Origin of the sequence: Psychromonas sp. Urea-02u-13, from assembly GCF_002835995.1 — a bacterium.
Taxonomy (GTDB): domain Bacteria; phylum Pseudomonadota; class Gammaproteobacteria; order Enterobacterales; family Psychromonadaceae; genus Psychromonas.
Genome location: NZ_PJBZ01000202.1, coordinates 1 through 1150, shown reverse-complemented (window position 1 = coordinate 1150; position 1150 = coordinate 1). Strand labels below are relative to the sequence as shown.

Sequence of the window (1150 nt, the reverse complement as noted above, 5' to 3'; positions counted from 1 at the left end):
CACGGCTAGCGCATTTTAATCCCTGATTCTAGAAGGGTTGAACGATAATCATCGTCCAGTCCTGCCATCTTCTTTTTACGCGCCATACTAGCTGTTTTGGTCTCATCTTGTTTAAATAGCGCCATTGCTATTTTTCGCATTATATTAAAAGCGAGTGGTCCTTGTTTTTTTCGTATACGAGATTCATCTTCTCTAAATGTCATATCAAGTACCCAGTGCATGCTTTCTACTTGCCAGTGACTACGAACTGCATGAAGTGATTGCTCTGCATTCAAATTCAACGAAGAGATATACCAACGTGTTTCTGTTGTATCTTTGCCAGTGGATTTTTCATGTATTTCTGAGCTGACTTTGATGATGCTTTTGAAGCCAGACCATCGATACTCTTTGCTCAGCCAGCCTTTATCAATCAGTACCTGTTTGCATGTTCTTGTCTCAATTCGACCATGCCCGCTGTCTATATCGGTATGTTCGTCATAATTATTTCCTGAAAAACCTTCTCGCTGAGTTTTATGCCACCAAGCCTCTAGCTCTGCTTGCATCCCTGAATGATTCCCTTTGAGGGCAAGAATATAATCCGCCTTTTGTTTAATTATTTGTTCGGCTATTTTTTTCTGGCATCCCATAGCATCGAGCGTAATGATGCTGTCTTCGATATCTAACATCGTTAAAAGTTCTGGAATTGCTGTAATTTCATTTGTCTTTGCATCGACGGCTGTTTGCCCTAAAACTAATTGGTGTTGGCAACTCCAAGCGCTGACGGTATGAAGCGCATTTTTACGCTCTTTAGTTGAAAATGAACGACGTGCTGTCTTTCCATCGATAGCAATAACATCACATCCAGTTATTTCAACGAGAGATGATATCCATGATTGAAAAGCAGCTTCTATTTCTTCCGCTTTTAAACGACAAATAACACGGGCAATTGTATCGTGCTTCGGGATTCCTGCTTCAAAAGGTCGATATTGACGAAGCCAATCTAACTTTAAATGCCCGAAATCTTCAATATCTTCCCAGCCTTCAGCCCCCGAGAGTACTGCGCTTATCGCGAGAAGGAGAATATCTAAGAGGTTATGCTTTTTACAGCGTTCAATCCTAGGATCAGTAATAGAATCAAAGTGCTTTAAGAACGTAGTGCTCATGCCAAGTA

At 41.0% G+C, this 1150-nt stretch carries 1 protein-coding gene; it reads right to left on the bottom strand.

Annotated features, from left to right (window positions below; translation table 11 throughout):
- Nucleotides 1-5: 5 nt before the first annotated feature.
- Nucleotides 6-1142, bottom strand: a complete 1137-nt coding sequence (locus tag CXF74_RS21380; protein ID WP_101084658.1) for an ISAs1 family transposase — start codon at nt 1140-1142, stop codon at nt 6-8.
- Nucleotides 1143-1150 lie beyond the last annotated feature (8 nt).

Bases quoted from the DNA above. Each gene is read 5' to 3' on its own strand.
- CXF74_RS21380 (WP_101084658.1), bottom strand. From the start codon at position 1,142: ATGAGCACTACGTTCTTAAAGCACTTTGATTCTATTACTGATCCTAGG.